We start from the raw sequence: 26,413 nt of genomic DNA on the forward strand, positions 1-26,413 counted from the left end.
CTGCCCCTGCCTATCGGCTACTTGCTGCCCTACTTCTCCGTGACCGGCTTGCGCAGCTGGATGTTCAGCTCGCGCAGCCGCGTCTCGTCCAGGACCGTGGGCGCGCCCATCATCAGGTCCTGCGCGTTGCCGTTGAGCGGGAACGCGATGGTCTCGCGGATGTTCGGCTCGTCGGCCAGCAGCATGACGATCCGGTCCACGCCCGGCGCGATGCCACCGTGCGGCGGGGCGCCGAGGCGGAAGGCGCGGAGCATCCCGGCGAACTCGTGCTCCACGGTCTCGCGGTCGTAGCCGGCGATCTCGAACGCCTTGAGCATCAGCTCGGGCTCGTGGTTCCGGATGGCGCCCGAGGACAGCTCGATGCCGTTGCAGACGATGTCGTACTGGTACGCCAGGATGTCCAGCGGGTCCTTCTCCTCCAGGTCGGCGTAACCGCCCTGGGGCATCGAGAAGGGGTTGTGCGAGAAGTCGATCTTGCCGGTCTCCTCGTCCTTCTCGTACATCGGGAAGTCGACGATCCAGCAGAACCGGAAGACGCCCTCCTCGAAGTGACCGGCGCGCTTGGCGGCCTCGACGCGGACCGCGGACATGATCTTGGAGACCTCGTCGAACTCGCCCGCGCCGAAGAAGACCGCGTGGCCCGGCTTGAGTTCGAGACGCTCGGTGAGCGCCTTGATGTCGTCCTCGGTGAGGAACTTGGCGATCGGTCCGGCGAGCGCCCCGTCGTCACCGACGCGCACCCAGGCCAGACCCTTGGCACCCTGCTCGACGGCGTACGCACCGAGGCCGTCGAAGAACTTGCGGGACTGGCCCGCGGTGTCCGGGACGGGCAGCGCGCGGACGTGCTTGCCCGCGAACGCCTTGAAGCCGGAGTCGGCGAAGACGTCCGAGACGTCGACCAGTTCGAGCTGGGCGCGCAGGTCGGGCTTGTCGTTGCCGTACTTCAGCATCGACTCGCGGAACGGGATGCGCGGGAACGGCGAGGTGACGTGGCGGCCGTTGCCGAACTCCTCGAAGAGCTCGGTCATCAGCTTCTCGATCGGACGGAAGACGTCCTCCTGCTCGACGAAGCTCATCTCGACGTCGAGCTGGTAGAACTCGCCCGGCGAGCGGTCCGCACGGGCGTCCTCGTCGCGGAAGCACGGCGCGATCTGGAAGTAGCGGTCGAAGCCCGAGATCATCAGCAGCTGCTTGAACTGCTGCGGGGCCTGCGGGAGCGCGTAGAACTTGCCCGGGTTGAGGCGGGACGGCACCACGAAGTCACGGGCGCCCTCGGGGGAGGTCGCGGTGAGGATCGGGGTCGCCATCTCGTTGAAGCCGAGCGCGACCATCTTCGAGCGGATCGAGGCGATCACGGACGAGCGCAGCATGATGTTGCGGTGCATGCGCTCGCGGCGCAGGTCGAGGAAGCGGTACTCCAGGCGCCGCTCCTCGTTGACCCCGTCCTCGGCGTTGATGGTGAAGGGGAGCGGGGCGGCGGCGCCGAGCACCTCGACCTCACCGACCTCGATCTCGACCTCACCGGTCGGCAGCTCCGCGTTGACGTTCTCGGCGCCGCGCGCGGACACCTTGCCGTCGATCCGGACGACCGTCTCCTTGGTGACCTTGGAGAGCGCTTCGTTGGCCGGGGTGCCGGGGCGGGCGACGAGCTGGGTGATGCCGTAGTGGTCACGCAGATCGATGAAGAGGATGCCGCCCAGGTCTCGGCGATTGTGCAGCCAGCCGCTCAGCCGGACGTCGGAGCCGACGTCGGAGGCGCGCAGTTCGCCGCACGTGTGGGACCTGTACCGATGCATCATTCATCCAGTTCTTCGCGAGACAGGCGGGAAGCGGGAGATCCAAGACGTTCTCACACTCCGGACCAGGGTACCGCCGGGCCCGCACTGCCCCTACGGGGTTTGCCCCGGGGACCGCAGGACGGGGTTCACGGCGTGGGACGGCAGGCGGCCCTCTCCCGGGCGCTATCACTCCGCCCCCCATGCGCCGATCGGTTTAAAGTGGGGCAATGCGCACCGAGGAGGTCCTGGCCGCCATCGCCACCGGCCTGTGGCGATGGGACAACGTCGCCGGGATCGTCACGCTCGACGCGGAGGCGGCCCGGCTGCTCGGACTGCCCAACGAGCCGGCCACTCTCTCCGAGGCCACTGCCCGCTCCCGGTTCCACCCCGTCGACTGGAACGAGACCAACGGGATCGTGAACCTCGCCGTGGCCGAGGGCACCCTGGCCGAGGCCCGGATGCGCGTCGTGGACGAGTCGGGCCAGGTGCTGCGCACCGTACGGAGCCGCTCGAAGCCGCTGATCAGCGCCCACGGCTACGTCCTGGTCGGCACCCTTCAGGAAACCGCGGAACCGCAGCCGCGCAATGCCGCCCACACCCCCATCACCGGCGACTGGCGCCGCTCCCGCGAGGCCTTCCTGCTGGACGCGGGCCGTGCGCTGGCCGAGGCCCGGTCCACCGAGGAGGTGCTGCGGGTCGCCGCCTCGCTGTCCATGCCGGGCTTCGAGCCGGACGGCCTCGCGGTCTTCGGGGTCACCGGGGACTGGCTGACGCTGATCGGGCACCACGGGCACCACGGGCAGCAACCCGGCGTGGCCGGGCCGCAGGACCACTTCCCGCTGCGTATCGACACGAACCACCCGGCCGCCGAGGTCGTCAGGACGGGCCGGGCCGTCTATCTGCCGACCCCGGATTCGTACCGCGAGCGGTACCCGGAGATCTGGCCCTACGTGCGACCGCTCAACCGGCAGTCCTGGGCCTTCGTGCCGCTGGTCGACTCGGGTGTGACCATCGGCGCCTGGATGGCGGCCTTCACCTACCGGGTCGGGTTCTCGCCCGACGAACGCGCGGTGCTGACGACCGTCGCCCGGATGCTGGCCCAGGCCCTGGCCCGCGCCGGGGTCGCCGACAACGAGCGGGAACTGTCGATGGGCCTCCAGCGCTCGATGCTGCCGATGCTGGGCCCACGCATCCCCGGGATGTCGGTCGCCGCCCGGTACGTGCCGACCGGCGGCGCGCTCCAGGTCGGCGGCGACTGGTACGACATGATCCCGCTGCCGGGCGGCGCCGCGAACACGGACGGCAAGGGCGGCGGCCGGGTCGCGCTGATCATCGGCGACGTGCAGGGGCACGACGTACGGGCCGCCGGGATGATGGGCCAGCTGCGGATCGCCCTGCGCGCGTACGCGGCCGAGGGGCACCCTCCCGACGCGGTGCTCGCGCGCGCCTCGCGCTTTCTGTACGGCATCACGGACGCGCAGGACGCCTACGACGCGGGCGGGGAGAACGGCGAGGCCGAGGACTCCGGCCCGCGCTTCGCGACCTGTCTCTACGCCGAGGTCGATCCGGCCACCGGCACCCTCGACATCGCCCGCGCCGGACACCCCGACCCGACCGTGCGGATGGTCGACGGCACGGTACTGGTACGGCCCGTGGACGGCGGACTGCCGCTCGGTGTCGAACCGGACAGCGACTACCCGACGACCCGCCTCGTGCTCCAGCCGGGCGAGACGCTGATGATGTGCACGGACGGGCTGATCGAGACCGGCGGGCACGATCTCGACACCGGGTGGGCGAGGATCCTCCGGACGCTGGAGCAGTACGACGGGGACAATCTGGAGGCGCTGGCCGACGCGCTGGTGCAGACCGTCCACGGGCCTCCCGAGCGCCACCACACCGGGCCGCACTCCGACCGCCGCGAGGACGACATCGCGGTCCTGCTGATGTCCCGGCCGGGGGAGCCCGTACGGCCGGGCACCACCCGCCGCATCTCGCTGACCGTCGCCCAGTCGCAGCCCGAGCGGATCTCGGGGTGCCGCCGGCAGCTGCGGGAACTGCTGCACGACTGGGCGGACAGCGAGCAGGTCGACTCGGCCGCGCTGATGGTCTCGGAGATGGCGACGAACGTCCTGGTCCACACGGACGGGGACGCCCGGCTGGTCGCGGAGGTCAGCGGCGAGCCCGGCACCCGTCGGCTGCGGGTCGAGGTCGCGGACGCCAGCGACGAACTGCCGCACAAGAGGCGCCCCGGCGAGATGGCCTCGTCGGGGCGGGGGCTGATGCTGATGGAGATGCTGGCGGACCACTGGGGGGTGGATCCGCAGGGCTCGGGCAAGTCGATCTGGTTCGAGCTCTACGAGTCGGGCAACGGTCCGGGCGGGGCGGACGGCCCGGATTCCCCGCCCGATTCCCCGCTCCCCCTGTCCGAGCTGACCGAGGAGCCGCCGTCCGAGCCGCCGTCCGAGCCGCCGTCGCCGTCCGACCCGCCGTCGGCGTCCGGCTCGACGGAGTAACGCTTCCGCAGCTCACCGATCACCCCGAAGGCCGCCGCCGCCACCGGTACGGCGAGAAGCATCCCCAGCAGCCCCGCCACGCTCGCCCCGGCGGCCAGCGACACCATGATCATGGCCGGATGCATCTGGACCGTACGGCTCTGGATCGCCGGCTGGAGCACATGCCCCTCCAGCACCTGTACGGCGAGGACGACGCCCAGCGCCCAGAGCGCGATCACGAACCCCCGGTCGGCGAGCGCGACCAGCACGGCGACCGCGCCCGAGAGGAACGCGCCGAGATACGGGATGTACGCGCCGACGAACACCAGCGCCCCCAGCCCGATGGCGCCCGGGATCCGCAGGATCAGCAGGCCCGCGGTGATGCAGACGGCGTCGATCAGTGCGATGAGGGTGGTCCCGCGCATGAAGCCCTCGACCGCCTCGAAGGCGCGCCGGGCCATGGCCTCGACCATGGGTGCGCTACGGGGGGCGATCGCGTGCGCGAGTCCGGGTGCGCGGTCCGCGTCACGGAGGAAGAAGAAGGTCAGCAGCAGGGACAGCACGCTGGTCGCGATGAGGGTGCCGACCAGACTCAGCCCGTTCAGCAGCCCTCCGGCGGCCCCGGCCCCGAACTTGCCGAGCAGTTTCTTGGACTTGTCGGCGATGTTGGTGATGCCGTCCCCGGTGGTCACCCCGAGGTGGTCGGCGACCCACTTCCCCGCGTCCTTGAGCGAGGCGACGATCTGGTCGCCGTTGTCGATGAGCGCGGTGGCGACGATGTACCCGGCCCCGCCCACGACCGCGACGAGCGCGGCACAGGTCAGCCCGGCCGCGAGCGACCGGTTCAGCCGCATCCGTACGAGCCACCGGTGCACCGGCCCGAGCAGCGCGGTGCCGAGCAGCGCCAGCAGTACGGGCGTGACGGCGCTCTTGAAGGTGACACTGAGCCAGACGGCCACTCCGGCAACGCCGGTGACGAGCAGAGCGACGATGCACCAGGCGGCCAGCCGCCGGACGTGGACGGGGAGAAGCGGCTTCTGGGTATGCACGGGTCCAGCCGACCACGCGGCCGGAGGTCCGGCCCGTTCGCCGGGGCCGGGCGGGTGGCGCGGGGCGGCGGATGTGCGGAACGGGGTGCCTGCGGCGCAGGCACCCCGTTCGGCGATCGGACCGGGACGGGACCTACATCCCGTGCACCGCCGGGATCGTTCCCAGACGCCCGCGCTGGAAGTCCTCGAACGCCTGCCGGAGTTCGGCCTCACTGTTCATCACGAACGGCCCGTAGTGCGCCATCGGCTCCCGTATCGGGCGCCCGCCCAGCAGCACGACCTCCAGGTCGGGGCTCTTCGCATCCTGGGTCTCGTCCGCGCGGACGGTCAGCGAGGACCCGGCACCGAACACCGCGGTCTGCCCGGTGTGGACCGGCCTGCGGTCCGTACCGACGGAACCCCGCCCGGCCATCACGTACGCGAGCCCGTTGAAGTCCTCACGCCACGGCAGCGTGACCTCCGCGCCCGGCCGCACCGTCGCGTGGATCATCGTGATCGGCGTGTGCGTGATCCCGGGGCCCTCGTGCCCGTCCAGCTCACCGGCGATGACCCGGAGCAGCGCGCCCCCGTCGGGGGAGGTCAGCAGCTGGACCTGACCGCCGCCGATGTCCTGGTAGCGGGGGGCCATCATCTTGTCGGCCGCGGGGAGGTTCACCCAGAGCTGGAGCCCGTGGAAGAGCCCGCCGCTCACGACGAGCGACTCCGGCGGCGCCTCGATGTGCAGCAGCCCGGCGCCCGCGGTCATCCACTGGGTGTCGCCGTCGTTGATCGTGCCGCCGCCACCGTTGGAGTCCTGGTGGACGAAGGTACCGTCGATCAGGTAGGTGACGGTCTCGAAGCCGCGGTGCGGATGCCAGGGGGTGCCCTTGGGCTCGCCCGGCGCGTACTCCACCTCACCCATCTGGTCCATCATGATGAACGGGTCGAGGTACTGGTAGTTGATCCCCGCGAAGGCACGGCGCACCGGGAATCCCTCACCCTCGAAACCCCCCGGCGCGGTCGACACCGCCAGCACCGGACGCGGCACGGCACTCTCGGGCGCACTGACGCGCGGCAGGCTCAGCGGGTTCTCAACGGTCACAGCAGGCATGGCGGCCCTCCTTGCGGGATGCTCTTCCACCAAAGTAGTTGAATGGTGAACATCCAGCAAGCCATACGCATTCCCCGACCGGTCACCGCCGGAGAAACGCCTGGTCGGAGGGGTGGAGCGGGCCGCGTCAGCCGTACATGCGCCGCATCGCGAAGTCGACCATCTGCTCCACGGCCTTCGCGTCGAAGACCATCCGGTGCTCGCCCTCCATGTCGAGGACGAAGCCGTATCCGGTGGGCAGCAGGTCGATCACCTCGGCGCCGGTGATCACGAAGTACTTGGACTCCTTGCCCGCGTACCTGCGCAGCTCCTTCAGCGAGGTGAACATCGGGATCACCGGCTGCTGGGTGTTGTGCAGGGCGAGGAACCCGGGGTTGTCACCACGCGGGCAGTAGACCTTCGACGTGGCGAAGATCTGCTGGAAGTCCTCGGCGGCCATCGACCCGGTGGTGAAGGCCCGCACGCCGTCGGCGAGCGAGGGCGGCGAGGGCTCGGGGTAGAGCGGCTGAGCACCGTAGCCGGGCTGCGGGGCGGCGTACTGCTGCTGGGCGCCCTGGTTCTGGTCATAGCCGTACATGGGCGCAAGAGTACTGAGTAACGACACGTCGGCGCAGGGGCGTTCCCGCCACCGTCCTCGTCACATTCGGCCTCGGGGGGTTGCAACTTATTACCGGTGGGTAGCATCATCGTAGCTACTTGCTGGTATTCGTTACAGGTATGCGTTACGAGAGGGCCGTCGCCATGGGGCACTACAAGTCGAATCTCCGCGACATCGAGTTCAACCTCTTCGAGGTCCTCGGCCGCGACAAGCTGTACGGCACCGGGCCGTTCGCCGAGATGGACGTCGACACCGCGAAGAGCATCCTCGACGAGGTGGCCCGTCTCGCGGAGAACGAGCTCGCCGAGTCCTACGCCGACGCCGACCGCAACCCGCCGGTCTTCGACCCGAAGACCCACACCGCACCCGTGCCGGACACCTTCAAGAAGTCGTACCAGGCGTTCATGGAGTCCGAGTACTGGCGGCTCGGCCTGCCCGAGGAGATCGGCGGCACCACCGCGCCCCGCTCCCTCATCTGGGCGTACGCGGAACTGCTCCTCGGCGCCAACCCGGCGATCTGGATGTACTCCTCCGGTCCGGCCTTCGCCGGGATCCTCTACGAGGAGGGCACCGAGGAGCAGAAGAAGATCGCCGAGATCGCCGTCGAGAAGCAGTGGGGCTCGACGATGGTCCTCACCGAGCCGGACGCGGGCTCGGACGTGGGCGCCGGCCGGACGAAGGCCGTGCAGCAGGACGACGGCTCCTGGCACATCGAGGGCGTGAAGCGCTTCATCACCTCGGGCGAGCACGACATGTCCGAGAACATCATTCACTACGTCCTGGCCCGCCCCGAGGGCGCCGGCCCCGGCACCAAGGGCCTCTCGCTCTTCATGGTCCCGAAGTTCGAGTTCGACTGGACCACCGGCGAGCTGGGCGAGCGCAACGGCGTCTACGCCACCAACGTCGAGCACAAGATGGGCCTGAAGGCCTCCAACACCTGCGAGATGACCTTCGGCGACCAGCACCCCGCCAAGGGCTGGCTGATCGGTGACAAGCACGAGGGCATCCGTCAGATGTTCCGCATCATCGAGTTCGCCCGGATGATGGTGGGCACCAAGGCCATCGCCACGCTCTCGACCGGCTACCTGAACGCCCTGGAGTACGCCAAGGAGCGCGTCCAGGGCCCCGACCTCGCGCAGTTCATGGACAAGACCGCGCCGAAGGTCACCATCACGCACCACCCCGACGTGCGCCGCTCGCTGATGACGCAGAAGGCGTACGCCGAGGGCATGCGCACCCTGGTCCTCTACACCGCCTCCGTCCAGGACGCGATCCAGGAGAAGGAGGCCGCGGGCGAGGACGCCAAGGCGCTGCACGGCCTCAACGACCTGCTGCTGCCCATCGTGAAGGGGTACGGCTCGGAGAAGTCGTACGAGCAGCTGGCCCAGTCGCTGCAGACCTTCGGCGGCTCCGGCTACCTCCAGGAGTACCCGGTCGAGCAGTACATCCGGGACGCCAAGATCGACACCCTTTACGAGGGCACCACCGCCATCCAGGGCCAGGACTTCTTCTTCCGGAAGATCGTCCGCGACCAGGGCGCGGCGCTGAACACCCTCTCCGAGGAGATCAAGAAGTTCCTGGCGGCCGGTACCGGCGGCGACGAGCTGCACGCCGCCCGTGAGCAGCTCGCCAAGGCGGCCGTGGACCTGGAGGCGATCGTCGGCGCGATGATCACCGACCTCACCTCGACCGGCGAGGACGTCAAGAACATCTACAAGGTGGGCCTCAACACCACCCGCCTGCTGCTCGCCTCCGGCGATGTCGTCGTGGCGTACCTGCTGCTCAGGTCCGCCGCCGTGGCGGGCGAGAAGCTGCCGACCGCCGCCGCCAAGGACAAGGCGTTCTACCAGGGCAAGATCGCGGCTGCGAAGTTCTTCGCGGCGAACATCCTGCCGGACGTGAGTGCGCAGCGCGCGCTCGCCGAGACCGTCGACAACTCCCTGATGGACCTCGACGAGGCCGCCTTCTGACGGCCTGCTGATCACCGTCCGGTCAGCATCCGATCGCCCGCTGATCCAAATCTGACCCAAATCCCGCGGCACCTCGCGGCAGCGGGCCAGGACGCCTTCCACGTCTTCCCGGAACAGGCGCCCTGGCCCGCTTTCGTATGCGATCACCCGCCATTTCCGCCCCGGCAGCCGGAGTTCACGCACCCGCGATTCCGGCATCCCGGTCACCCGGATCGGCCCGGCCCCAGAACGTCCAAGATCGTCCGCGGGCCGGCCGGGCATCCCTGTCCCCGCAGCGAAAGCGAGGCCACAGCCGCGGTCGTTAGGGTGGCTGCATGAGCACATCCGTCCGCTTCGACCGCGGCCACACCGACGACCTGATGACCTTCCTCACGGCCAGCCCCTCGCCGTACCACGCCGTGGCGAACGCCGCCGCGCGCCTGGAGAAGGCAGGCTTCCGCCAGGTCGCGGAGACCGACGCCTGGGACGCCTCCACGGGCGGGAAGTATGTGCTGCGCGGTGGCGCGATCGTCGCCTGGTACGTGCCGGAGAGCGCACAGCCGCACACCCCGTACCGGATCGTCGGCGCGCACACCGACTCCCCGAACCTGCGCGTGAAGCCCCTGCCGGACACCGGCAGCGACGGCTGGCGCCAGGTGGCCGTCGAGATCTACGGCGGCACCCTGCTCAACACCTGGCTGGACCGGGACCTGGGCCTCGCCGGGCGGCTGACCCTGCGCGACGGCAGCCACCGGCTGGTCAATGTGGACCGGGCGCTGCTGCGGGTGCCACAGCTCGCCATCCACCTCGACCGCTCGGTCCACACCGACGGCCTCAAGCTCGACAAGCAGCGCCACATGCAGCCGATCTGGGGCCTGGGCGACGTCCAGGAAGGCGACCTGATCCGCTTCGTCGCCGAGGAGGCCGGTGTCCAGGCCGAGGACGTGACCGGCTGGGACCTGATGGTCCACCCCACCGAGGCCCCCGGCTACCTGGGCCGCGACCGCGAGCTGCTCGCGGGTCCCCGGATGGACAACCTGCTCTCCGTGCACGCCGCCACGGCCGCGCTGGCCGCCGTGGCCGGTTCCGGTGACGCGCTGCCGTACATCCCGGTGATGGCCGCCTTCGACCACGAGGAGAACGGCTCCCAGTCCGACACCGGCGCCGACGGCCCGCTGCTCGGCAACGTACTGGAGCGTTCGGTCTTCGCCCGGGGCGGCGCCTACGAGGACAAGGCCCGCGCGTTCGCCGGGACGGTCTGTCTGTCCTCCGACACCGGCCACGCCGTGCACCCCAACTACAGCGAGCGCCACGACCCCACGCACCACCCGCGCGCCAACGGCGGACCGATCCTCAAGGTCAACGTCAACATGCGGTACGCGACGGACGGCAGCGGCCGGGCGGTGTTCGCCGAGGCCTGCGAGAAGGCCGGGGTGCCGATGCAGAGCTTCGTCTCGAACAACTCCATGCCGTGCGGCACCACCATCGGCCCGATCACCGCGGCCCGGCACGGCATCCGGACCGTCGACATCGGCGTCGCGATCCTCTCCATGCACAGCGCCCGCGAGCTGTGCGGAGCCGACGACCCGTACCTGCTCGCCAACGCGCTGGTCGCGTTCCTGGAGGGCTGACCCCCGGTTCGCTGAACTCCGGTTCGCTGAACTCCGGTTCGCTGAACTCCGGTTCGCTGAACTCCGGTTCGCTGACCCCCGGTTCGCTGACCCCCGGTTCGCTGAACACGATTCACTGCACACCGATGCGCTGAACTCCCGTGCGCCGAGCGGCTGTTCCGGTCACCGGCGGGTGCGCCCGCACGCCCGGAACAGCCGCGCCGCCCGCCCGGAACAGCCGCTCCGGGCGACCCGAGCAGCCGGACCGTACCGCCGGATCAGCAGGTTCGGACCAGGGGCGGGCGAATCCTGCCGGATCCCGCCCGGCCCGCGGGACGTATCCTCGGAAAACTGTCCGGGGGGCCGGTCCGGGGATCTGGGAGACGCCGTGGAGTTCCGCCTGCTCGGGGCAGTCGCAGTGGTGACGGAGACCGGCGACCTCCCGCTGGGACCCGCCAAGCGCGCCGGCGTCCTGGCGACCCTGCTGCTGCGGCCCAACGCGGCCGTGTCCGTGGAACAGCTGATCGCCGCGCTCTGGGAAGAGGCGCCGCCCACCCACGCCAGGACCGTACTGCAGGGCCACGTCTCCCGGCTGCGCGCGCTGCTCTCCGCGCACGGCGCCGAGGCGTACGGCGTCGAGCTCGCCACCCAGGGCTCCGCCTACGTGCTCCGGATGCCGGAGTCCCTCCTCGACGCCCACCGCTTCGAGGAGCTGGTGTCGCTCTCCCGGGCCCAGCGCCAGCCCACCGACGCCGTACTGATGCTGCGCGAGGCACTGTCGCTGTGGCAGGGGCCCGCGCTCACCGGGACCGTGGCCAGCGCACCCCTCGAAGCCGCCGCGCACGCCCTGGAGGAGCTGCGGCTCAGCTCGGTGGAGGCGCTCGCCGACGCGTACGGGCAGCTCGGCGAGCACGGACAGGCGGCGGCCGTGCTGCGCACCGAGGCCGTCGTCCACCCGCTGCGGGAATCCCTGGCCGCCGCCCTGATGCTGGCGCTCAGCCGTTCCGGCCAGCAGTCGGACGCGCTGGACTGGTACCACCGCACCCGCAGGCTCCTCGCCGACGAACTGGGCATCGACCCGGGCCCCACGCTCACCGGCGCCTACACCACCATCCTGCGCGCGAAGGAATCCGCACCGCCGCGCGGAGACGCCGCCCTCTCCGCCCGCCCGCGGGTGCCCGATCTGCTGCCCCGGGCGCCCCGCGGCTTCACCGGCCGCGGCGACGAACGCGGCGCGCTGGCCCGCGCGGCGGCCTCCGACGACAGCCCGGTCTGCCTGGTCACCGGACCCGCCGGGGTGGGCAAGACGGCCCTGACCGTGCACTGGGCGCACGAGCGGCGCGCCGACTTCCCCGACGGACGGCTCTTCGCCGACCTCCGCGGTTTCAGCGACACCCCGGCGCTCGAAACCCACGCCGTACTGCGGGAGTTCCTGCTCGCACTGGGCGTCCCCGCCCAGCGGATACCGGCGACGAGCGACTCGATGGGCGCGCTGTACCGGACGCTGACCGGCGCCCTGCGGCTCCTCGTCGTCCTGGACAACGCCCGCAACTCCGAACAGGTCCGCCCGCTGCTGCCCGGCGGGGACCACTGCGTCACCCTGGTCACCAGCCGCGACCGGCTCAGCGGCCTCATCGCCTCGGACGCCGCCCGGCCCGTACCGCTGGACCATCTGCCCGCCGCGGACTCGGCGGCGCTGCTCGCCGCCGTGCTCGGCGAGGAACGGGTCGCGGCCGAACCGGCCGCCGCCGCACAGCTGGCCGCCCTCTGCGACGGGCTCCCGCTCGCCCTGCGGGTCACCGCCGCCCGGCTGGCCGGACGCCCGCAGTGGACGCTGGACGCCATGGCCGGTGAACTGGCCGACGAACAGAACCGGCTGAGCCTCCTCGCCATCGACGACACCGGGGTCTCGGCCGCCCTGCGCCTCACCGTGCAGCAACTACAGGCCAAGGCCGGGCGGATGTTCCGCTGCCTCGGCCTGCACACCGGCCCCGACCTGGACCGCTACACCGCGGGCGCGCTCGCCGGAACCTCCCCCGAGCAGGCCGCAGCCGCCCTGGACCTGCTCGCCGCCGCCCACCTGGTCACCGAGGCGGCGCCCGGCCGCTACACGCTGCACGACCTCGTACGGCTCTACGCCCGCGCACTCGCCCCGGAGGCCGACCCCGAGGGGCTGCCCCGGCTCCTCGACCACTACCTGTACACCGCGCTCGCCGCCGGGGCCGCCGCCGAGCCGGGCAGCCAGCCGTGCTGCGCCCTGCCCACCGGCGCCCGACGGCCGCCCGCGATCCGGGAGTTCCAGCACCGGTCCGCCGCGCTCGCCTGGTACGAGGCCGAGCGGGCCGCGCTGGAGGGCGCCGTCGAGGCCGCCGCCGACGCCGGACTGCACGACCGCGCCTGGCGGCTGGCGCTGCTCCAGTGGCCGCTGATCCTCTGGCGGGTCAGGGACGGCTGGGTCCCGCTCCTCGAACGCGCCCTGGTGTCCGCCCGCCACGAGGCGGACCCCGACGCCCGGTCGCGTACCCACGCCCTGCTCGGCTGGGTGCTGCACATGGACGGCCGGGACGCGGAAGCCCTCGTCCACCTGGAACAGGCCCCCACCCTGGCCGCGCAGGCGGGCGACGTGATCAGCGAGGCCATCGCCCTGCTCAATCTGGCGGTCGTGCTCGACTCCACCGGCGACCACCAGCGCGCCGGTGAACTCCTCGACCAGGCACGGGCGTTGGCCGTCGACGCGCACCACCCGCCGACCGAGATGCTCGCCCTCCAGCACCTGGCCGACCACTGCCTGGCCACCGGCGCGTACGGCCTGGCCGCGGAGCACGCCGTCCGCGCCCTGGGCCTCGGGACCTCCCCCGAGGCGGCGGCGAGCCGCGTCCTGCTGCGCACCACGTACGGTGCGGCGCTCGCCGCACTGGACCGCACCGACGAGGCCAGGACGCAGCTCGAAGCGGCCTCGCGGGAGGCCTGCGCGGTGGGATTCCTGGACGGAGCGGCACTGGCCCAGGAACGGCTGACCGGGCTGTCAGCGGATCGTTAGCGGTACGCAAGCCGGGCGACAGCGGCCCCCCGGAAGCTGGAGTCACCAGGGGATACGCGGCGGGGCCGCGGGGCCTGGCAGCACACCGCGACCGACCAGTTCACCATCGGGGGAACCACATGCGTACGTACCGCAGGAACACCGCACTCGCCGCGACCGCCCTGCTCGCCCTCTCGCTCGGCCTGACGGCCTGCAGTGGCAGTGACAGCACCGCCAAGTCGGACACCACCAAGTCGGATTCCACCAAGTCGGGCGCCGACACCGCGAACACGGCGGGCACCAAGGACGCCAAGGACGCCGCGAACACCTCGGACGCCTCGGGCAAGTCCGGTGGGAGCGGTACGTCGTCGAAGACCGCGTCGGGCACCAACGCGTCCACCACCGGCAAGGCCGGAGCCACCGGCGGCTCGGGCGGCACCGGTTCCGACCGCACCGACTGCACCGCCGGGAAGCTCAGCTTCGGCTTCACCATCGACGCCGGTCACGACCTGTCCCAGGCCAAGGGCAAGGGCGCGGCCCTGGAGGTCACGAACACGTCCAAGACCTCCTGCCTCCTCAACGGCACCCCGCTCCTCTTCGCCACCACCAAGAGCGGCGCCGAGCTGCGGTCCACGGACAGCGCGAACGCCGGGCAGTCGTTCACCATCAAGCCGGGGCAGCACGCGGTGGTCGCGGTCAAGTACAGCGACACCAACTACACGGGTGCCGCGAGCGACCGCTACAAGTGCCACATCCAGAGCGGCATGGTCGACGTCGTCCTGCCCCGCACGGAGAACCGGACCGCGGTGCTCGTGAAGGACATCGAGGGCAAGTCCGCCACGCTGAACATCTGCGGCAAGGGCTTCACGGCCGGCCCCTTCAGCCCCGAGTACAACTGACCTGTCCCTGAGGGTAGTCGACCAGCCGCCCGCCGCCCGAGCCGCACGGCTGGTCCCCTCACAGACGCGGCTGACCAGCCGTCCATCCCCCGCAAGTCACGGCTGGTCAGCCGTCCATCCCCGCGAGCACCAGCGGCAGCCGGGCCGTCCCCTCCTCCGTGACACGGACGGGGACGCCCCAGTCCTGCTGGTGCACATGGCAGGCCGGGTACTCGTTGGCAGGGTCGTCGTCGCAGGACGCGGCCATCGCCGACACGTGCAGGATCCCCTCGGTGACGTCCGGGTTCAGCTCCAGGTCACGGAAGAGATCCGTACCTGCCCCGTCCCCGGCGGCCAGCAGCTCCGGCGGGGTCGAGGAGACCAGCAGCCGGGTGGACGGGCCGTACCGCAGGTCCAGCTTCTGGCCCGCGGGCGCCTGGAAGATCACGTCCACCCGGAGCTTCCCCGGCGCCACATCGGTGGCGGCCCGCTGCGTACGGTGCGCGACGCTCTCCACCTGTACAGCCTCCTCGGGCAGCCGCAGCCGGGTCAGCCGGTGCCGCGCCGACTCCACCACCACGATGTCGTCCCCGACGAGCACCGCGTCGCTCGGCTCCCGCACATCCGTGGCCAGCGTGGTCACTTCACCGGTGGCCGGGTCGTAACGGCGCAGCGCGTGGTTGTACGTGTCGCACACCGCCATCGAACCGTCGGGCAGCGCGGTCACCCCCAACGGGTGCTGGAGCAGCGCCTGTCCGGCGTCGCCGTCCCGGTGCCCGAAGTCGAAGAGCCCGGTGCCGACGGCGGTGTGCACGGCCCCTTCGAGGTCGATCCACCGCAGTGCGGAGTTCTCCGAGTCGGCGATCCACAGCCGGTCCGCGGTGGCCGCGAGCCCGGACGGCTGCGCGAACCAGGCCTCGGCGGCCGGTCCGTCGACGAGCCCCTCGTTGGTGGTCCCGGCGGCGACCTCGACGGTTCCGGTCCCCGGGTCGTACGTCCAGAGCTGGTGCACCCCCGCCATCGCGATCCACAGCCGCCCGCCGAACCAGGCGAGGTCCCAGGGCGACGACAGCGCGACCTCGGTGGCGGGCCCGCTGGTCGGCGCGCCCTGCCACCACTGCTTCCCGGTCCCGGCGATCAGCTCGATGTCGCCGCTCTCCGGGGCGTAGGTACGGACGGCGTGGTGCACGGTGTCGGCGACCGCGACCTTCCCGTCGGGCAGCAGCGCCAGCCCCTGCGGCTCGTTGAAGACACCACCCCCGCCGATCCGCCGTACGACGGTCTCGCCGTCCGGCGCCAGCTCGACCAGCTGATGCCGGGTGGTGTCCGAGACCAGCAGATTCCCGCCCGGCAGCGCGAGGACCTTCCCGGGGAACCGCAGATCGGTCGCGACCGGCTCGGGCGCGACGTACGGCCCGTCCCCGCGCCGCAGCGTCCCCTTGGCCCCGTGCTCGGCCTCCAGCTCGGTGACCAGCGTCTCGATCGCGTGCGCATGCCCCTCGCCGGCGTGCTGCGCGACGATGTACCCCTCGGGATCGATGACGACGAGCGTCGGCCAGGCCCGGACGGCGTACTGCTTCCAGGTGGCCAGCTCGGGGTCGTCGAGCACGGGGTGATGCACCCCGTACCGCTCGACGGCGTCGACGACGGCCTCGTGGTCGGCCTCGTGCACGAACTTCGGGGAGTGCACGCCGATGATCACGACGGTGTCGCTGTGCTTCTGCTCCAGCTCACGCAGCTCGTCGAGGACGTGCAGGCAGTTGATGCAGCAGAACGTCCAAAAATCGAGAATGACGATGCGCCCTCGCAGGTCAGCGAGGGTGTAGTCGACCCCACCGGTGTTGAGCCAGCCGCCCTTGCCGATCAGCTCGGGGGCGCGGACTCGGGCGCGGCGGGGGGTGGCGGGGGCTGGGGTCGCATCGTTCATGCTTCAAGGGTGCCATCCGGCCGTGACGGCCGGATCACGGCCGTACGACGCGGGTCACGTCTGCGGGCGGTACGGACCACTCCCGTCCTCCGCCCTCGGGCCACAGGAACGCGACAGCCCGCTTACGGCGCTTCCCGGGAGCCTCAGCGGGGTCTTCGTAGTCCCCGATCACGTCCCGCAGGATGCCGACACGCCCCGCTACGTCCTCCACACGCTGACCGATATCGGCCCGCGTGATCACTCGTGCCCCTCCGGATGCCTCCGCATGAAGACGTTGCAGTCGGACACCGTCGTCATGTCGCCCACTGCCCGCGCACGCGCACGCATCTCAGCCAGTTCACCGCAGCCGACGCACCCTGCCACCGGGGTCGGCTCACGATCCGTGCACATCGGCAGTTCCACCGGTGCGGTGCTGTACGTCGTCGGCTCTGTCATGCAGCGATCGTCGCTTCCTGCGCACGGACGGAGGAACCTCGTACGTTTCCCACTTCGGGACGTCCCGCAACTGCTGAACGTCCCAGGAAATGCCCACAGTCAGGAGGCACCGTCCATGTCGAACGAACGCCTGAGGGCTGCGATGGCCTCCGGCGGATGGACGCACGCGTCCTTGGCCTGCGCGACAGATGTCGATCCGAAATCCGTGGAACGCTGGGTCAATCTCGGTCGTACACCGCGTCGGACGACTGCACTCAAAGCCGCACACAGACTCGGCGAGGATGTCCACGCCCTCTGGCCGGCGCTACGACAGCCTCGTGCGGCGCGGGCCGTCAGCCAAGAACTTGTGGCCCTGTACGACCAGCGGGCAGACCTGCCCGTGTCCGTGTTCGTGGATCTCTTCGCAGCCGCGCGGGAACGCATCGACGTGCTCGTGTACGCAGCCGTGTTCCTGCATGAGGCGTACCCCCGCTTCAACGATCTTCTCCGGGAGCGAGCCGCGGAAGGCTGCGCCGTCAGGATCGCCGTGGGTGACGCCGACAGTGAGACCGTCCGGCAGCGCGGGCGGGAGGAGGAGTTCGGGCATGGCATCGAATCCCGCTGCCGCCTGGCGCTCATGCACTACGGGCCCTTGGCGAAGGTGCCGGGGATCGAACTGCGGACACATGGGACCGCGCTCTACAACAGTCTGTACCGGGCGGACGACCAGGCGTTGGTCAATGCTCACGCCTGGGGCGTGAACGCGTACCGGGCGCCTGTATGGCACCTTCGACGCAGCGCTGACGGGGGCATGCTCGACACGTACGCGCACAGCTTCGACGCCGTGTGGGAGACCGCCCGGCCCGTGGAAGGGTGAGCCGATGGCACGGACCGAGTACTACGACGACCCGAACGCGCCGGAGCCCAACAGCCTGGTGGTGGCGGCCTCCGCCGTGGTGACCGACGGCCAGGGACACATCCTGCTCCAGCGGCGCCGTGACAACGACTTGTGGGCGCTGCCCGGCGGTGGGATGGACATGGGGGATTCGCTGCCCGGAACGGCCGTCCGGGAAGTGAAGGAAGAAACCGGACTCGATGTCGAGATCACGGGGCTTGTCGGCACGTACACCGATCCTCGGCACGTCATCGCGTACAGCGACGGGGAGGTTCGGCGGCAGTTCAACGTGTGCTTCACGGCGCGCGTCGTCGGTGGCACTCTTGCCATCTCGGACGAGAGCACCCAACTCCGCTTCGTGGCACCGGCCGAACTCGACGCGCTACCCATGCACCACACCCAGCGGCTTCGGCTCCGGCACTTCCTGGCACACCGGCCCACGCCGTACCTCGGGTAGCCCGGAGGGAAGAGATCGCCCAAACCGAGTGAGCGGCCTTGCTCCGGATCACAGGGGGCGTACCAGCAACCTCACCCCACACTTCTTCTGGGCCCCTTTGCCAGAATCACGGGATGAGTGAATCCGCAGGGCCAGGGCGGCAGATCGAACGAGACAACCTCGCAGAGCTGATTGCCGCGAACGAGGAGATCCACGGCGCTCTGACATCGGGGGAGATCGAGGCCGCCGAGAGGGAGATGTACGGCACTGCGCAGTCGGGCAGGGCGGACGCCGAGTGAACGGCCTCTGAATTGCGGGCAGTCAGTCCCGGCCCTGACGTTCGTCCCGCAATCCCCGTATGAGGGAGGCTAGCCCGGCAGGAGTGGCCGTGAGTATGTCAGCGGGGGCGTCGCTCTCCCGGAGGCGGACCGTGCCGTTCACGGCGGCGAGTTCGACGCACTCCCCTCCGTCCCCCGCCCCGGAGAACGAAGACTTCTGCCACACACAGGGTTGTGTCATCTGCGGAACTCTCAAATCTGACGCATCAGTTGATGGATGAGGGCTCTGGACTCTACGACTCCCAGCGCCGCGTCTTCCAGCCTGGCGAGAAAGCCTCGGTAGCGCTGCAACTGCGCCTCGGCGTCCAGGAACGCCGACCCGTGCGCGGTCTCCACGAGGACGGTGTCGAGCTGCGGGACCGGCCCGCCCGCGAACAGCATCGGGTACCCGATACCGGCGAACCCGTCCAGGTCGAACGGCACGATACGAACGTCGATCCGCGCACGTTCCGACTGCTCTCCTCACCGAGCACCGCCTGCCCGGCCTCGCCGATCTCGCCGAGCTGCTGGCCTCCGAGCTGATCGGGAACGCCGTCGCCCACACCGAGGGACCGGCCGCACTGCGCCTGTTGTGCGCGAAGGGCACTCTCCGTATCGGCGCCTGGGACACCGACCCCAGGCCGCCGGACCCGTACACTCCGGGCACCGACGACGAGCACGGGCGGGTGCTCGGACTGGTACGGGCCTGCGCCGACCGCTGGGGCTGGTTCCCGCTCACCGGTGCCGCCTTCGGGTCCGCCGGGAAGTACGTCTGGTGCGAGTTATCCACAGGCTGCTGCTCTCCAACAGGCCTGGCGGTAACGTCATCTGCATGAAATTCCTCGTGCGCGACCGCATCTTCGACATCGGTGAGGACTACTGGATCGAGGACGAGCACGGCCAGAAGGCCTACCTCGTCGACGGCAAGGTTCTCCGTATCCGGGACACCCTGGAGCTGAAGGACCTCGACCACCGGGTGCTGATCACGCTCAAGGAGAAGCTGATCGCCATCAGCGACACCATGACCCTGAAGCGGGACGGCGAGGAGATCGCCACCGTCAGGAAGAAAAAGCTCACGGTGCTGCACGACCACTACCGCGTCAAACTGGTCGACGGCACGGAGCTGGAGGTCAGCGGGAACATCCTGGACCGTGAGTTCGCGGTCGAGTACGAGAACGAGCTGCTGGCCGACATCTCGAAGAAGTGGTTCAGCGTGCGCGACGCGTACGCGGTCAATGTGGTCCGTGAGGACTCCGACCCGGCGCTGATGATCGCCATCGCGGTCTCCGTGATCCACATGCACGAGAAAGAGCACGAAAAGCACGAGAAGGAGCACGAGGGGCACTGACGCCGGGGGGGGAGCACTGACGCCGGTGCACCGGGTCGGGCAACGGCCCCTTCGGGGGCCGTGACCTCGCCGTCTCAGTAATCTCGCGGCTGTCCGGGGGACTTGGTGGCCATCATGTACGCCTGCGGACCCTTCTCGTCCCGGTTCGCCTCGCGCAGCAGCCGGGACTCCACCGTGAATCCCGCCCCGGCGAGCATGTCGGCGACCCGGTCCGGCGGCAGCCAGTGGACGTCGAGCGACAGGGGGTGGCCGTAGGCGTGGTCCAGGTGACGGAGTTCGTCGCCCGCCTTGAAGGCGAGCAGCAGTCGGCCGCCCGGCGCCAGCACCCGGTGGAATTCGGCGAACACCCCCGGCAGCAGCTCGGGCGGCGTGTGGATGACGGAGTACCAGGCGACCACGCCGCGCAGTGCGGCGTCCTCGATGTCGAGGGCCGTGCGGGTTCGGTCATGGCGGGCCACCGTAGTGCCCGGACCGGGCCACCGTTGCGCCCGGTCCGCACCGCCGTCGCGTCAGCTCAAGGGCTCGTCAGCTCCGGTGCTGCGGTGACTGTGCCGATGACAGTGGTGACTGTGCCGGTGACAGTGACGGCGGGGCCAGGCCCAGCCTCCGGTCCTTCAGGGCCGGGAACTGCTCGCGGGTCCTGGCGACGAGTGACGGATCCAGCTCCACCGTCAGGACCTGCTCGTCGGCACCCGCCTCGGCCAGCACCTCGCCCCACGGGTCGACGACGATGCTGTGGCCCGCCTGCTGGACGCCCGCATGCGTACCGGCGGTGCCGCAGGCCAGGACGTACGACTGGTTCTCCACCGCGCGGGCCTGCGCGAGCAGCGTCCAGTGGGCGCGGCGGCGTTCGGGCCAGCCCGCCGGGATCACCAGGAGCTGGGCGCCCGCGTCGGTGAGCGCACGGAAGAGTTCGGGGAAGCGGAGGTCGTAACAGGTCGCCAGGCCGACCGTGGCCGCCGGGAGGTCCACCGTCACCGGCTGCTCGCCCGCCGCCATCAGGACCGCCTCGCCCTTGTCGAAGCCGAAGCGGTGGATCTTGCGGTAGACGGCGGCCCGCTCGCCCTCGGGGGAGAAGACCAGGGAGGTGTTGTAGAGCGATCCGTCCGGAGCGCGCTCCACGATCGAGCCCGCGTGCAGCCAGACCGCCGCGTCGGAAGCCGCCTTCGCCATCGCCTCGTGCGTGGGGCCGTCGAGCGGTTCGGCCTCGGCCGCGAACGACTCGAACGCGAAGGCGCCCACCGGCCAGAGCTCGGGCAGGACGACGAAATCCGCACCCGACTGTTCCCGTACGAGATCCGCCACCCGCAAGCGGCGCGAATCGGGCGATTCGGCTGGATTCACAGCGATCTGGAGGAGAGAGGCGCGCACACTACCACCGTCCTGGCATTCGAGCCGTCAACGCGGGCCTACGATCGTCACACGAAAGCACTGCCGGGGTGCCACTGGGCAGCGTACTGTGCCTTTCCGGGGGATGCCCCCAGGACCCCCAGCAGCGCCTCAGACACCACCACGCCGCCGTACCGCAGAACACCGCTCCGAGGGGTCCCGTGACTGTCCATCCAAGCCTTCAGACCTATGCCGACGCCTGGACCGAGTCCGTAGAGGCCATAGTCGGGTTGGTGACGCCACTCGTCGAGGGCGAGTGGAACCGCGGTACCCCCTGCCCCAACTGGTCCGTCCGGGACATCATTTCCCACATCATCGGCATGGAGAGCGAAATGCTCGGGGATCCGCGGCCGATCCATACGCTGCCGCGCGACCTGTTCCATGTGAAGACCGACCTCCAGCGGTACATGGAGATGCAGGTCGACGTACGGCGCCACCACACCTCGCCGGAGATGACGGCGGACCTGGAGTACACGATCATCCGGCGCTCGCGGCAGCTGCGGAACGAGACCCGGAAGCCGGACACCATGGTCCGCGCGCCGCTCGGTGCGGAGCAGACCCTGGAACTGGCCATGCGGATGCGCGCGTTCGACGTCTGGGTGCACGAGCAGGATCTGCGCACCACACTGGGCAAGCCGGGCAATCTGGACTCGGCGGGCGCCTACGTCGCCCGTGACGTCCTGGTACAGGGGCTGCCGAAGGTGGTCGCCAAGGAGGCGGGCGCGCCGCACGGTTCCGCGGTCGTCTTCGACATCACCGGGGACGTCGAGTTCATGCGTACGGTCCGGGTGGACGCCGAGGGCAAGGGCACGGTCGACGGTTCGCCCTCGCTGGGTCCCGCGGTGACGATCGCCATGGACTGGGACATCTACTTCCGGCTGGCCTGCGGGCGGGTCCGGCCGACGGCGGTCGCCGACCAGATCAAGGCCGAGGGCGACCAGGAGTTGGCGGCGGCGATCCTCCAGGCGTTCGCGGTGACGCCGTAAGCCACTGCCGGGCGCGTGGCGAGCGGGCCTACGCCGGGACGTGCACCGCCTCCACCCGGCTGGTCACCAGCCGCTCGCTCTCCCGTCGCGTGGTGCGCCGGTGCAACCGGAGGATCTGGGTGACGCCCAGCGCCTCCAGGACGAAGACGGAACAGAAGGCGATCCGGTAGTTGTCGTCGGTCGCGTCCAGCAGGATGCCGACCACGAGCAGCGTCGTCATCGAGGCGACGAAACCACCCATGTTGACGATGCCGGACGCGGTGCCCTGGCGCTCCGGCGGGTTGGCGGGGCGCGCGAAGTCGAAGCCGATCATCGAGGCGGGGCCGCAGGCACCGAGCACGGTGCACAGGGTCAGCAGCAGCCACATCGGCGCGCGGTCGCCGGGGTAGGCGAGGGTGGCCGCCCAGAACAGCGCGGTGGCGCCCACCGTGGACAGGGCGATCGGGGCGCGCGCGCCCTGGTGCCGGGCGATGATCTGCCCGTACACCAGGCCCACGGCCATGTTCGAGAGCACGATCAGGGTGAGCAGTTCACCCGCGGTGGACCGGGACAGATGCTCAGCCTCGACGAGGAACGGCATCCCCCACAGCAGCAGGAAGAACATCGCGGGGAACTGGGTGGTGAAGTGCACCCACATCCCCAGCCGGGTGCCGGGCTCACGCCAGGAGGCGGCGATCTGCCGGCGCACGAAGGCGGCTCCGGCGTGCTGGGCGGGCGGCGGTTCGAAGCCCTCGGGGTGGTCCTTCAGGAAGAGCAGCATCACGACCAGGACGAGCACCCCGGCGAGCGAGCTGCCCGCGAAGGTGGCGGTCCAGCCGAGGCCGTGCAGCGTCCGGGAGATGACGACGGTCGAGACCAGGTTGCCCGCCATGCCGACCAGACCGGCGAGCTGGGCCACCATCGGGCCGCGCCGCGCGGGGAACCAGCGGCTGCCGAGCCGCAGCACGCTGATGAAGGTCATGGCGTCACCGCAGCCGAGCAGGGCGCGGGAGGCGAGGGCCGTTCCGTACGTGGGCGAGAGGGCGAAGCCGAGCTGACCCAGCGTGAACAGCACCACCCCGATGGTCAGCACCTTCTTGGTGCCGAGCCGGTCGACGAGCAGGCCGACGGGTATCTGCATCCCCGCGTAGACGAGCAGCTGGAGTATGGAGAAGGTGGACAGGGCCGAGGCGTTGACGTGGAAACGGTCGGCGGCGTCCAGGCCCGCCACACCCAGGCTGGTACGGAAGACGATCGCCACGAAGTAGACGGCGACGCCGATCGACCACACGGCGACGGCGCGCCGGCCACCGGGGGGATCGCCGGGTATGCCGGGCGGATCACCGGGTGTGACGGCGCTCATCGGTCCTCCCCGCGGGCCAGGTTCCGGATCCGGGTCACGTGCCGGCGGACCACGGCGACGGCGCCGTCGGCGTCCCCGCCGCGCAGGGCTTCGAGGATCTCGCCGTGCTCGGCGAGCGTGGTGGCGGTCCGGTCGGGATGCGCGTGGAGAACGGCGACGCCCATGCGCAGCTGCCGGTCGCGCAGCTGGTCGTAGAGCCGGGACAGGATCTCGTTCCCGGCGCTGCGGACGATCTCCGCATGGAAACAGCGGTCGGTGCGCGCGGCCGCGGCCAGATCGCCGGACTCCACCTGTGCGGTCTGCTCGGCCAGCAGCTCGGCCAGCCGCTCGATGAGCCGGGGCGCGGCGGGTACGGCCTTGCGGGCGGCGAATTCCTCGACCAGCAGCCGGGTCTCGACGACGTCGTGGATCTCCTGCGCGGAAACGGCGAGGACCAGGGCGCCCTTCTTCGGGTACAGCTTGATGAGCCCCTCGACCTCCAGCTTGAGCAGCGCCTCACGCACGGGCGTACGGGACACCCCCACGGCCTCGGCGAGCTCACCCTCGGTGAGGAGAGTGCCGCCCTCGTAGTGACGGTCGAGTACGGCCTGCTTGACGTGCGCGTAGACGCGCTCGGCGGCGGGGGGCTGTTTCAGTGGAGCGATGGGCATGCGCACAGCATAGATACAACAGGTATGCGTCGGGGAGAGCCGTCCGGATGATGGGACGGGCGGTCGCGTCGCGGACGCAACCGGGGGCCAATCAGCTCTTCATACGGCTAATGGCGATCCTCCGCAGCAGAATCCGCCCCTTTCACTCACAATCATGAACATTGCGGCGTCCGGGTAGAGAGTGGCGACGAGATCTGCAACTCATCAATCTCCAAGGGGTGATCCTCCTGGTCAACGCCTGCAGGCGGCCGGAGTGCAGGCCGTTCAAGAAGTGGGTCGCCGAAGTGATCAGGACAGTCCAGCGGGAGGGGTCCTACTCCTTGCCCACAGTTGAGGCCGAGCCGCTACCTACGTCCGGTCCTGTCACCTACGCCATACCGGAACAGGTCGCAGAAGCGATCGTCCGCCTGGAGGAACGCAACATGCGGCTGGACGAAGAATTCGCAGCCGTACAGCGTGAACGCCTCGCGATGGAGCGAGAACATCTCGCCCTGCAACGCGAAACCCTTTCCGTGCAGAGGGAGATGCTCTTCGCCCAGCGGGAGTTGGGCGTCGCACAGCAGGCCACCGCTCAGTCCACCAGGCGGATCGCGGACCGGCTGGGCGAACGGCGTCCAGCGCAACCGGGACCGACACCGGCACCGGCACCGGGCCCTCGCCCCGAACGCCCCACGGCGGAAGCCGTACTGGCGAGCTGGAAGACGCGTATCTCGGTGACCGAGGACGTCTGGGCCGTGGCCGTCACCATCGCCCCGGCCCTGGCCGACGACGGCGAGCTGCGGATGCCCCTGGAATCCATCGCGGCCAAGACCGGCCTGTCGGTCCACCGCGTCAACGAGTGCCTGCGGTTCATGCGCAAACACGCCTGCATCCACCCGGCCGGGGCATCGCCGGAAGGGGCTCCGGTGTACGTACTGAACCCGACGGCCGTCAGCCTCGGCCTCGATCTCGGTTGAAGGTGGCGGCGTCACACACCGGACTTGCCGGAATTCAGGACATCGGCACGTACTCCACGGCGCTGTTCTCGTCCGGCTTGTTGTCCGGACCCGGTTTGCCGAGGAATCCCCAGGCGGTCTGGTGAACGTTCCTCCGGTCCACCTGAACGCGGTTGATCCACTGGCTCAGCTCGATCGGACCCGAGCGGGAGAAGATCGGATCGATGACCATGACCCCGTCCGTGGTCGTCACCGAGGCCGCGACGTGGTGGTTCCACTGGTGACTCGCGTTCAGCCGGGCGCCTGAAGACGTGGCCCACTGCTTCGAGAGTTGGTGGGCGGCGATCGCCGGGGAACGCTGGGCGATGGCCAGGCAGATCGCGTGGGCCCGGTCCTCACAACCGTCCTGTCCCACCTGACCGCCGCTGCCGAAGGCGGGAGCAAGCTGCGGCCACATGTCCTGGAGGGTCTTTGCGCTCGGAGGGCCTGCGGATGGAAGCTCCTCGGCAAGGAAGGTGAGCTGATCGTCGAGCTTCGCCAGATACTTGGACTTCGCCGGGCTGTCCGGTTTCCTGCTGACGAGCCTGATGGCCTCGTGCACGGTCTCCACCGACCGCATGGGAGCCAGGTTCCGCAGCAGGGAAAGAATGGCCAGCTTGTCCACAACGGTCTGCTTGATGTGCTCGGGAGCACCCTTTTCGTCCATCTGCTCCAGCAGTCCGGTCAACCGGTCCTGCTCGTTGCCGAGCTGGTGCACGTTCCGCGCCGAGAACGGATCCTCCACTTCCTCCTCGGAGGAAGTCTCCACATCCGAGGAGGACGACGCGGCTTCCCGCACCTGCTTCGACGGCTCCTGGCCCTCCGGTGATCCGGACCTCTTGCGCTTGTCGCCCGGCGCCTGCATGCGCTGGATCACCGCGTTGACCGCCGCATTGCCCGCACTGCCCCCGAACGCCGGCACGTCCGAGGGGTGGGTGGGCCGGGGGGAACCCGGCCGCGCGGTCGGGTGTCCCGCCCGGTCCGGAGCGGGCTTCAGCACGCGGGCTGTCCCCCGCGCATATGTCTCGTCACGAGCCGACCGGCGCATCAACCGCTCCCCTTCTCCGCCGTACGACGGGCTGACCTTCCATCATCACGGACTCCGGCGGGGCCTGTCACCGTCCACCAGGGCAGACCTCCGGGGCAATCCGTCCGCCACATCTGTGGAGAGTGGGCAGGATTCCGACCACTGTGTCCGGTCGTCGGCGGTCAGGAAGTTGCGCAGCTCGCTATGTGGACACGAAACGCGTCCCACGCGGCGGGCGTCATCCG

The 26,413-nt window shown here is 70.2% G+C and carries 24 protein-coding genes and 1 pseudogene; 11 read left to right on the forward strand and 14 right to left on the reverse strand.

The window, feature by feature from the left end; translation table 11 throughout:
• Positions 1-29 precede the first annotated feature (29 nt).
• A complete protein-coding gene (aspS, locus tag OG709_RS17625) occupies positions 30-1,796 on the reverse strand; it encodes an aspartate--tRNA ligase (RefSeq protein ID WP_250302462.1) in 1,767 nt (588 codons plus the stop codon).
• A 209-nt stretch (positions 1,797-2,005) separates the two neighbouring features.
• Between aspS and OG709_RS17630 the strand changes: the two are divergent.
• Positions 2,006-4,150 (forward strand): annotated as a pseudogene (locus OG709_RS17630) (ATP-binding SpoIIE family protein phosphatase); the annotation flags it as partial.
• On the opposite strand, the gene OG709_RS17635 reads toward OG709_RS17630, so the two are convergent.
• The 3 genes from OG709_RS17635 to OG709_RS17645 form a co-directional block, all read right to left on the reverse strand.
• A complete protein-coding gene (locus tag OG709_RS17635; protein WP_329166861.1) occupies positions 4,132-5,319 on the reverse strand; it encodes an AI-2E family transporter in 1,188 nt (395 codons plus the stop codon). The pseudogene OG709_RS17630 and the gene OG709_RS17635 overlap by 19 nt on opposite strands.
• A gap of 133 nt (positions 5,320-5,452) precedes the next feature.
• The gene (locus tag OG709_RS17640) at positions 5,453-6,409 is read right to left on the reverse strand and encodes a pirin family protein (RefSeq protein ID WP_250302457.1); all 957 of its coding nucleotides are present in this window, start codon (positions 6,407-6,409) and stop codon (positions 5,453-5,455) included.
• A gap of 127 nt (positions 6,410-6,536) precedes the next feature.
• Complete coding sequence (locus tag OG709_RS17645; protein WP_250302456.1) at positions 6,537-6,986, reverse strand: SseB family protein; 450 nt, start codon at positions 6,984-6,986, stop codon at positions 6,537-6,539.
• A 164-nt stretch (positions 6,987-7,150) separates the two neighbouring features.
• On the opposite strand from OG709_RS17645, the gene OG709_RS17650 reads away from it, so the two are divergent.
• The 4 genes from OG709_RS17650 (at position 7,151) to OG709_RS17665 (ending at position 14,484) form a co-directional block, all read left to right on the forward strand.
• Positions 7,151-8,977, forward strand: a complete 1,827-nt coding sequence (locus OG709_RS17650; RefSeq protein ID WP_250302461.1) for an acyl-CoA dehydrogenase — start codon at positions 7,151-7,153, stop codon at positions 8,975-8,977.
• 314 nt (positions 8,978-9,291) lie between these two features.
• Positions 9,292-10,587 (forward strand): M18 family aminopeptidase, encoded by a 1,296-nt coding sequence (locus OG709_RS17655; protein ID WP_266642004.1) that lies wholly within the window; start codon positions 9,292-9,294, stop codon positions 10,585-10,587.
• 367 nt (positions 10,588-10,954) lie between these two features.
• A complete protein-coding gene (locus OG709_RS17660; RefSeq protein WP_329166865.1) occupies positions 10,955-13,606 on the forward strand; it encodes an AfsR/SARP family transcriptional regulator in 2,652 nt (883 codons plus the stop codon).
• A 119-nt stretch (positions 13,607-13,725) separates the two neighbouring features.
• Positions 13,726-14,484 carry a DUF4232 domain-containing protein gene (locus tag OG709_RS17665; RefSeq protein WP_266642002.1) on the forward strand — a complete coding sequence of 253 codons (759 nt, stop codon included), beginning with the start codon at positions 13,726-13,728 and terminating at the stop codon, positions 14,482-14,484.
• A 106-nt stretch (positions 14,485-14,590) separates the two neighbouring features.
• On the opposite strand, the gene OG709_RS17670 is transcribed toward OG709_RS17665, so the two are convergent.
• Genes OG709_RS17670 through OG709_RS17680 form a run of 3 tightly spaced genes read right to left on the reverse strand, consistent with a single transcriptional unit; the run spans position 14,591 to position 16,825 of the window.
• Positions 14,591-16,390 carry an NHL domain-containing thioredoxin family protein gene (locus OG709_RS17670; protein ID WP_329166868.1) on the reverse strand — a complete coding sequence of 600 codons (1,800 nt, stop codon included), beginning with the start codon at positions 16,388-16,390 and terminating at the stop codon, positions 14,591-14,593.
• Positions 16,391-16,424: 34 nt separating this feature from the next.
• A complete protein-coding gene (locus OG709_RS17675; RefSeq protein WP_250302451.1) occupies positions 16,425-16,601 on the reverse strand; it encodes a hypothetical protein in 177 nt (58 codons plus the stop codon).
• Between the two features lie 26 nt (positions 16,602-16,627).
• Positions 16,628-16,825: a hypothetical protein gene (locus OG709_RS17680; RefSeq protein WP_250302450.1), complete on the reverse strand. Its 198-nt coding sequence runs from the start codon at positions 16,823-16,825 to the stop codon at positions 16,628-16,630.
• 115 nt (positions 16,826-16,940) lie between these two features.
• On the opposite strand from OG709_RS17680, the gene OG709_RS17685 reads away from it, so the two are divergent.
• The 3 genes from OG709_RS17685 (at position 16,941) to OG709_RS17695 (ending at position 18,434) form a co-directional block, all read left to right on the forward strand.
• The gene (locus OG709_RS17685) at positions 16,941-17,681 is read left to right on the forward strand and encodes a helix-turn-helix domain-containing protein (RefSeq protein ID WP_250302449.1); all 741 of its coding nucleotides are present in this window, start codon (positions 16,941-16,943) and stop codon (positions 17,679-17,681) included.
• A 4-nt stretch (positions 17,682-17,685) separates the two neighbouring features.
• A complete protein-coding gene (locus OG709_RS17690) occupies positions 17,686-18,156 on the forward strand; it encodes an NUDIX domain-containing protein (protein ID WP_250302448.1) in 471 nt (156 codons plus the stop codon).
• Positions 18,157-18,269: 113 nt separating this feature from the next.
• The gene (locus tag OG709_RS17695; protein ID WP_250302447.1) at positions 18,270-18,434 is read left to right on the forward strand and encodes a hypothetical protein; all 165 of its coding nucleotides are present in this window, start codon (positions 18,270-18,272) and stop codon (positions 18,432-18,434) included.
• Positions 18,435-18,456: 22 nt separating this feature from the next.
• On the opposite strand, the gene OG709_RS17700 is transcribed toward OG709_RS17695, so the two are convergent.
• Both OG709_RS17700 and OG709_RS17705 read right to left on the reverse strand, forming a co-directional pair.
• Positions 18,457-18,654 carry a DUF397 domain-containing protein gene (locus tag OG709_RS17700; protein WP_250302446.1) on the reverse strand — a complete coding sequence of 66 codons (198 nt, stop codon included), beginning with the start codon at positions 18,652-18,654 and terminating at the stop codon, positions 18,457-18,459.
• A gap of 11 nt (positions 18,655-18,665) precedes the next feature.
• Positions 18,666-18,896, reverse strand: coding sequence for a Scr1 family TA system antitoxin-like transcriptional regulator (locus OG709_RS17705; protein ID WP_266641998.1), 231 nt, complete (start codon positions 18,894-18,896; stop codon positions 18,666-18,668).
• 388 nt (positions 18,897-19,284) lie between these two features.
• On the opposite strand from OG709_RS17705, the gene OG709_RS17710 reads away from it, so the two are divergent.
• Positions 19,285-19,800 (forward strand): LURP-one-related/scramblase family protein, encoded by a 516-nt coding sequence (locus OG709_RS17710; RefSeq protein WP_329166875.1) that lies wholly within the window; start codon positions 19,285-19,287, stop codon positions 19,798-19,800.
• 74 nt (positions 19,801-19,874) lie between these two features.
• Here OG709_RS17710 and OG709_RS17715 read toward each other — a convergent pair whose 3' ends face one another.
• On the reverse strand, positions 19,875-20,258 hold the full coding sequence (locus OG709_RS17715) for a class I SAM-dependent methyltransferase (protein ID WP_250302443.1): 384 nt from the start codon (positions 20,256-20,258) through the stop codon (positions 19,875-19,877).
• A gap of 67 nt (positions 20,259-20,325) precedes the next feature.
• Positions 20,326-21,171: a carbon-nitrogen family hydrolase gene (locus OG709_RS17720; protein ID WP_266641996.1), complete on the reverse strand. Its 846-nt coding sequence runs from the start codon at positions 21,169-21,171 to the stop codon at positions 20,326-20,328.
• A gap of 179 nt (positions 21,172-21,350) precedes the next feature.
• On the opposite strand from OG709_RS17720, the gene OG709_RS17725 reads away from it, so the two are divergent.
• Positions 21,351-22,175, forward strand: a complete 825-nt coding sequence (locus tag OG709_RS17725; RefSeq protein ID WP_250302441.1) for a maleylpyruvate isomerase family mycothiol-dependent enzyme — start codon at positions 21,351-21,353, stop codon at positions 22,173-22,175.
• A gap of 28 nt (positions 22,176-22,203) precedes the next feature.
• Here the strand turns inward: OG709_RS17725 and OG709_RS17730 are convergent, their stop codons facing one another.
• Both OG709_RS17730 and OG709_RS17735 read right to left on the reverse strand, forming a co-directional pair.
• Complete coding sequence (locus OG709_RS17730) at positions 22,204-23,517, reverse strand: MFS transporter (protein ID WP_266641995.1); 1,314 nt, start codon at positions 23,515-23,517, stop codon at positions 22,204-22,206.
• A complete protein-coding gene (locus OG709_RS17735) occupies positions 23,514-24,167 on the reverse strand; it encodes a GntR family transcriptional regulator (RefSeq protein WP_250302439.1) in 654 nt (217 codons plus the stop codon). The genes OG709_RS17730 and OG709_RS17735 overlap by 4 nt, the downstream gene beginning before the upstream one ends.
• A 320-nt stretch (positions 24,168-24,487) precedes the next feature.
• Between OG709_RS17735 and OG709_RS17740 the strand changes: the two genes are divergently transcribed.
• Positions 24,488-25,123 carry a DNA-binding protein gene (locus OG709_RS17740; RefSeq protein WP_329166879.1) on the forward strand — a complete coding sequence of 212 codons (636 nt, stop codon included), beginning with the start codon at positions 24,488-24,490 and terminating at the stop codon, positions 25,121-25,123.
• Between the two features lie 34 nt (positions 25,124-25,157).
• On the opposite strand, the gene OG709_RS17745 is transcribed toward OG709_RS17740, so the two are convergent.
• The gene (locus OG709_RS17745) at positions 25,158-26,141 is read right to left on the reverse strand and encodes a protein-glutamine glutaminase family protein (RefSeq protein WP_250302438.1); all 984 of its coding nucleotides are present in this window, start codon (positions 26,139-26,141) and stop codon (positions 25,158-25,160) included.
• Positions 26,142-26,413: the final 272 nt, after the last annotated feature.

Origin of the sequence: Streptomyces sp. NBC_01267 (genome assembly GCF_036241575.1) — a bacterium.
Lineage (GTDB): Bacteria > Actinomycetota > Actinomycetes > Streptomycetales > Streptomycetaceae > Streptomyces.

Excerpts from the sequence above, each read along its gene's own strand:
- aspS (WP_250302462.1), bottom strand. The coding sequence starts at position 1,796 with ATGCATCGGTACAGGTCCCACACGTGCGGCGAACTGCGCGCCTCCGAC.
- OG709_RS17640 (WP_250302457.1), bottom strand. The coding sequence starts at position 6,409 with ATGCCTGCTGTGACCGTTGAGAACCCGCTGAGCCTGCCGCGCGTCAGT.
- OG709_RS17645 (WP_250302456.1), bottom strand. The coding sequence starts at position 6,986 with ATGTACGGCTATGACCAGAACCAGGGCGCCCAGCAGCAGTACGCCGCC.
- OG709_RS17650 (WP_250302461.1), top strand. The coding sequence starts at position 7,151 with ATGGGGCACTACAAGTCGAATCTCCGCGACATCGAGTTCAACCTCTTC.
- OG709_RS17655 (WP_266642004.1), top strand. The coding sequence starts at position 9,292 with ATGAGCACATCCGTCCGCTTCGACCGCGGCCACACCGACGACCTGATG.
- OG709_RS17665 (WP_266642002.1), top strand. The coding sequence starts at position 13,726 with ATGCGTACGTACCGCAGGAACACCGCACTCGCCGCGACCGCCCTGCTC.
- OG709_RS17670 (WP_329166868.1), bottom strand. The coding sequence starts at position 16,390 with ATGAACGATGCGACCCCAGCCCCCGCCACCCCCCGCCGCGCCCGAGTC.
- OG709_RS17680 (WP_250302450.1), bottom strand. The coding sequence starts at position 16,825 with ATGACAGAGCCGACGACGTACAGCACCGCACCGGTGGAACTGCCGATG.
- OG709_RS17685 (WP_250302449.1), top strand. The coding sequence starts at position 16,941 with ATGTCGAACGAACGCCTGAGGGCTGCGATGGCCTCCGGCGGATGGACG.
- OG709_RS17690 (WP_250302448.1), top strand. The coding sequence starts at position 17,686 with ATGGCACGGACCGAGTACTACGACGACCCGAACGCGCCGGAGCCCAAC.
- OG709_RS17695 (WP_250302447.1), top strand. The coding sequence starts at position 18,270 with ATGAGTGAATCCGCAGGGCCAGGGCGGCAGATCGAACGAGACAACCTC.
- OG709_RS17700 (WP_250302446.1), bottom strand. The coding sequence starts at position 18,654 with ATGACACAACCCTGTGTGTGGCAGAAGTCTTCGTTCTCCGGGGCGGGG.
- OG709_RS17710 (WP_329166875.1), top strand. The coding sequence starts at position 19,285 with ATGAAATTCCTCGTGCGCGACCGCATCTTCGACATCGGTGAGGACTAC.
- OG709_RS17730 (WP_266641995.1), bottom strand. The coding sequence starts at position 23,517 with ATGAGCGCCGTCACACCCGGTGATCCGCCCGGCATACCCGGCGATCCC.
- OG709_RS17735 (WP_250302439.1), bottom strand. The coding sequence starts at position 24,167 with ATGCCCATCGCTCCACTGAAACAGCCCCCCGCCGCCGAGCGCGTCTAC.